The sequence below is a fragment of the Pseudomonas sp. MD195_PC81_125 genome, from assembly GCF_014060985.1.
Lineage (GTDB): Bacteria > Pseudomonadota > Gammaproteobacteria > Pseudomonadales > Pseudomonadaceae > Aquipseudomonas > Aquipseudomonas parakoreensis.
The window spans coordinates 1-4,425 of sequence record NZ_JABULD010000564.1; the positions used below are offsets into that span (position 1 = coordinate 1).

5 protein-coding genes and 2 pseudogenes are annotated in these 4,425 nt (G+C 58.9%); all 7 read left to right on the forward strand.

Annotated elements, in window-relative coordinates; translation table 11 throughout:
• Positions 1-208, forward strand: a pseudogene (locus tag HT737_RS31295) (hypothetical protein); the annotation flags it as partial.
• Between the two features lie 37 nt (positions 209-245).
• Complete coding sequence (locus tag HT737_RS22465; protein WP_182404031.1) at positions 246-962, forward strand: hypothetical protein; 717 nt, start codon at positions 246-248, stop codon at positions 960-962.
• A 5-nt stretch (positions 963-967) separates the two neighbouring features.
• On the forward strand, positions 968-1,384 hold the full coding sequence (gene fos / locus HT737_RS22470) for a fosfomycin resistance glutathione transferase (RefSeq protein WP_047292227.1): 417 nt from the start codon (positions 968-970) through the stop codon (positions 1,382-1,384).
• Between the two features lie 60 nt (positions 1,385-1,444).
• Positions 1,445-2,083 carry a LysE family translocator gene (locus tag HT737_RS22475; RefSeq protein ID WP_047292229.1) on the forward strand — a complete coding sequence of 213 codons (639 nt, stop codon included), beginning with the start codon at positions 1,445-1,447 and terminating at the stop codon, positions 2,081-2,083.
• A 77-nt stretch (positions 2,084-2,160) separates the two neighbouring features.
• Positions 2,161-3,510: a bifunctional diguanylate cyclase/phosphodiesterase gene (locus tag HT737_RS22480; RefSeq protein WP_182404032.1), complete on the forward strand. Its 1,350-nt coding sequence runs from the start codon at positions 2,161-2,163 to the stop codon at positions 3,508-3,510.
• A gap of 118 nt (positions 3,511-3,628) precedes the next feature.
• The gene (locus HT737_RS22485) at positions 3,629-3,787 is read left to right on the forward strand and encodes a KGG domain-containing protein (RefSeq protein ID WP_080963245.1); all 159 of its coding nucleotides are present in this window, start codon (positions 3,629-3,631) and stop codon (positions 3,785-3,787) included.
• 75 nt (positions 3,788-3,862) lie between these two features.
• A pseudogene (locus HT737_RS22490) lies at positions 3,863-4,367 on the forward strand (DUF4142 domain-containing protein).
• Positions 4,368-4,425: the final 58 nt, after the last annotated feature.

Consider the following 4,425-nt stretch of genomic DNA (forward strand, 5'->3'; position numbering starts at 1 on the left):
ATATGAGATTTCAAGAACAGTAGAAATCGCTAAAACGAGCTCTCACGGCTATGCAGATCTGATTGTCAAAACCTTGGAGAAAGACACAACAAGTGTGGGGACGGGAGACGCATGTAAAACTGAAACCACTGACAACCAACCCGTTTTGACAACATTGCACTACGACGGAAAATCCTACGTTTTGCCAAACGGTTTCCAAGGCCTGTAACCCGCCAGCCATACACAACAGCTATCAAGGAAGAACCATGCTCAACCCCACCAGACTCCTGCTCGCCCTCGGTTTGCTGGCCATCACCACCCAGGCCCACGCAGCCTGCACCACCCAGAGTTTCGACGGTAAATCCATGTCGCGTTGCAACGTCTGGCCGGCATTTCCGAGTCAGGCGATTTCGGTCAAATCCACCTACCTCGCCGACTCCGGTGGCGACGATGCCGGGGCGTTCGATCTGGAGCTGGCGCTCCTCAATGCGAGCAACGCCAAACCCATCGCCACTTACCATAAACCGGGCGCGTACAACTCCGATGCCGTGCGTCTGGAGGATGTACGCATCGATACGGCGCGCTACCGTTTGACGCCGGACATCCGGGCTTTTGGGCTGCGCGCGAAATTTGCGCACAATTCCCACGCTGTTCCCTACGAAAAAACCGATCTGGCGCTGTATGTGCGCGAGGGCGACGAACTGCGTCCGGTGCTCGAAGGGCTGGTGGTGTACAAGAACCACGGTGAATTCACCAGCAAGTGTGAGGGCTATAACCGAAAAATCCGCCGCACCGTCGAGATCGGGCCTGCGGTGCACCATGGTTTTGCCGATCTGATCGTCACCACCAGTGGCAGCAAAATGAAAAACACCCAATCTGGCAATCAGTGCGTATCGAAAACCACCGAGTTGAAGAAAAAGCAGGTCACCCTGACGTACGATGGCCAGCAGTACGCCGTCCCCGAAGACCTCAGAGGTTACTGATCCCGATGCTCACCAGCCTCAATCACCTGACCCTTGCGGTCAGCGACTTGCCACGCAGTCTGGCGTTCTACCGTGACGTGCTGAATCTGCGTGTAGAAGCCACGTGGGACGCCGGGGCCTATCTGTCGCTGCCCGGGCTGTGGCTGTGCCTGTCGCTGGATGCGCAGCGCCGCGGCGAGCCGTCCGTCGACTACACGCATTACGCGTTCAGCCTGGCTGAGGCGAATTTTGCGTTGTTCGTGCAAACGCTAAAAGCGGCGAACGTGCGGGAGTGGCGTGACAACCGCAGCGAAGGTGCTTCGTTCTACTTCCTTGATCCTGATGGCCACAAGCTCGAAGCGCACGTCGGCGATCTGGCCTCGCGACTGGCAGCCTGTCGCTTGAAACCGTACTCGGGGATGCGTTTTTACGACGAGTCATGATCAGGCGTCCCAGGCTGATATAGACTGGCCATCATTTGTACTGGCGACAGCAGGTTTTTCATGACTCCATCGCTGCTAATGGCCGTTCTGGCTTCTGGTTTCATTTACGGCATCACACCCGGGCCGGGCGTTCTGGCGGTGTTCGGCATCGGCGCGGCACACGGGCGTCGGGCCGGGGCGGGATTTCTTTGCGGGCATTTGCTTGGTGATGTGGTCTGGTGCAGTACCGCGCTGATCGCCATCGTCGGCGCCCGGGAAATCGGCAGCACGGCCTTTGACGTGCTCGGCGTACTCAGCGGCTTGTACCTGTTCTGGCTTGGCTGGCGCGCAGTGCGGGCCCAACGGCGCAGCGATGATCAGCCGCAGGGCGCTGCGCGTCAGCCGTTCTGGCACGGAATCCTGTTTGGTTTGACCAATCCCAAGGCCTACCCGGTGGCGGTGGCAACGTTTACCGCGTTGCTGTCGAGTCGTGCCGAACTGCTCAACTGGTCGATGCTGCCGGCGCTGATCGCCCTGAGCTTTCTTGGCGGTTTGCTGGCCTACGCTATTCTGATCGGCGTGGTTGGCGCCCGTCGCGTACGCACGCTGTATCAGCGCCACGAGCTGATGATCACGCGTTTATGTGGCGTGATGTTTATCGGTTTTGCCATAAACGCACTGATGCACGCACTACCGGGATTGCTGCCGAACAAGGCTTGAAATTGTGTGCAGGGATGCTTGATCAAGGGCAAGGATGGTTGAACAGTGCTGCATTGTCCGGACACCCACGCTGAACCATGGAAAGCCGAAACTCCGCGCCGTTGGCGAGTTATATGGACCTGTTGCTGGATGCCGTCTGTGCGGTAGACAGGCAGGGCCGTTTCGTTTTTGTCAGTGCCGCCTGCGAGCGCATTTTCGGTTATACGCCTGACGAGTTGATCGGCCGGCCGATGATCGAGCTGGTGCATCCGGCCGACCGCCAGCGCACCCTGACAGCGGCCAGTGACATCATGGGCGGTGAACCGAAACACAACTTTGAAAACCGCTACGTGCGCAAAGATGGGCGCATCGCGAACATACTGTGGTCGGCGCGCTGGTCGGAGGTCGATCAGCTGCGCATCGCCGTGGCCCGCGACATCACCGAGCGCAAGCAGGCGGAATCGCGTCAGGCTGCGCTGTATGCCATTTCCGAAGCGGCGCATGTCGCCGAAGACTTGCTGGCGCTGTTCAAACGCATTCACTTGATCATCGGTGAATGGCTGCCGGCGCTGAATTTTTCCGTGGCGCTGTACGACGAGCACGGTGCGCAGCTGAATTTTCCCTATCACGTTGATGACCTCGAATCGCAGCCCGAGCAACCGGGCACCGTCACCGGGCGTTTGTGTGCCCAAGTCATCCGCAGCGGTCAGCCGATTCTGCTGACGCCCGACAACCCCGACGCCTCATCCGATTTCGCGGCGCTGGTGGCGGGGCAGGATTCACCGTGCTGGCTTGGTGTGCCGCTGAATTCGAAAAACGGCACCATCGGTGCGTTGATCGTCAAAAGCCTGCCGGGCGGCGAACGTTACACCGAACAGGACAAGGAACTGCTGCAATACGTCTGCGCCCAGGTCGCCACCGCCATTGAGCGTCAGCAACTGTACGCACGGCTCAAGCGCATGGCGCAGTACGATCAATTGACCCAGTTGCCCAATCGCGGATTACTCAAAGACCGTCTCAAGGCTGCACTGGCCGGCGCCCGGGATGCGTCGGGAAGCATGGCGTTGCTGTACGTCGATCTGGATCGCTTCAAACAGGTCAACGACACCTTTGGCCACGCGGTCGGCGACATGCTGTTGCAAACCGTGGCGAGTCGGCTCAAGGGCTGCGTGCGCGATACCGATACCGTGGCGCGCATTGGTGGCGACGAATTCGTGGTGCTGCTGCACAGTATCCACGCCGCTGAAGACGCCGACAGCGTGGCCGAGAAAATCCGCCAGGTGCTCGTGCAACCCATGCGTCTGGACGGTCACAACCTGCATATCGAGCCAAGCATCGGCGTGGCCCGTTATCCCGAACATGGCAGCGAGGAGCAGCAACTGTTCCGGCATGCCGACCAGGCGATGTACGCCGCCAAACGCCTCAATCATCGGCTGGTTGATATCTGAACCGGTGCGCGCCGTTCGTCGCGGCGCAGGCAACTTTTCTAAACCTTTGGCAGCCCGGCAATTCTCAATCTAGGCGGGCACCTGCTCGCCAACGATCAACACCAAGAGGAAGAGAATCATGCCTAATTCAAGAAACTCCAACTCGGGAAACTTCGCGAACGATCGAACGAAGGCCTCTGAGGCCGGTCGCAAAGGTGGGAAAACCACCACCACGACAGTCGACAAAGAGCCTGCGAAAGCCGAAATGGGCCGCAAGCCAGCTCAGAAGTCGAAGTAGTCGGCGAGGTTGTTTTGATTGAGAGGCGGGGGCGCAAGCCCCCGCTTGAATTTGCAGAGATAGGAGGGCGCGACCATGAGCCGGATGGCCACCCAGATACGTCATTTAAGTGTTGCCACCCTGTTGGGTTTGTTCGCTGGCACGGCTTTCGCCCAGTCGCCTGCCGACTTCATCAACGATGCATCTGCCAAAGGCATGGCCGACATCGAAGCCAGCCGCCTGGCGCACCAGAAATCCGAATCCAAAGAGGTCAAGGTTTACACCATCGTGGTGATCAATGACCGCACCACGGCCAACCAGCATCTGGCGAAGATCGCCAAGAAACTCGATTTGCCGGTCGCACCCCGTGAAGAAATCGCCGACAAGGCCAAGAGCATGATCCCGCAGGTCAAGGACGGTGAAACCTTTGACCAGGCCTACGCCGCCAGTCAGGTGAAAGCGACCGAAGAGGCCATCCAGCAGATCCAGCAGGAAGCGCAGTCGACCGATCTGCCGGAAATCAAGGCTTTTGCCGACGAGACACTGCCAAAAACTGCAAAGCCATCTGCAAATGGCCCGGGCGCTGCAAGCTAGCCGCTGATACCGCCTGTAAAGCAAAAGATCGCAGCCTGCGGCAGCTCCTGCATAGAACGGTGCAG

Excerpts from the sequence above, each read along its gene's own strand:
- HT737_RS22465 (WP_182404031.1), top strand. The coding sequence starts at position 246 with ATGCTCAACCCCACCAGACTCCTGCTCGCCCTCGGTTTGCTGGCCATC.
- fos (WP_047292227.1), top strand. The coding sequence starts at position 968 with ATGCTCACCAGCCTCAATCACCTGACCCTTGCGGTCAGCGACTTGCCA.
- HT737_RS22475 (WP_047292229.1), top strand. The coding sequence starts at position 1,445 with ATGACTCCATCGCTGCTAATGGCCGTTCTGGCTTCTGGTTTCATTTAC.
- HT737_RS22480 (WP_182404032.1), top strand. The coding sequence starts at position 2,161 with ATGGAAAGCCGAAACTCCGCGCCGTTGGCGAGTTATATGGACCTGTTG.
- HT737_RS22485 (WP_080963245.1), top strand. The coding sequence starts at position 3,629 with ATGCCTAATTCAAGAAACTCCAACTCGGGAAACTTCGCGAACGATCGA.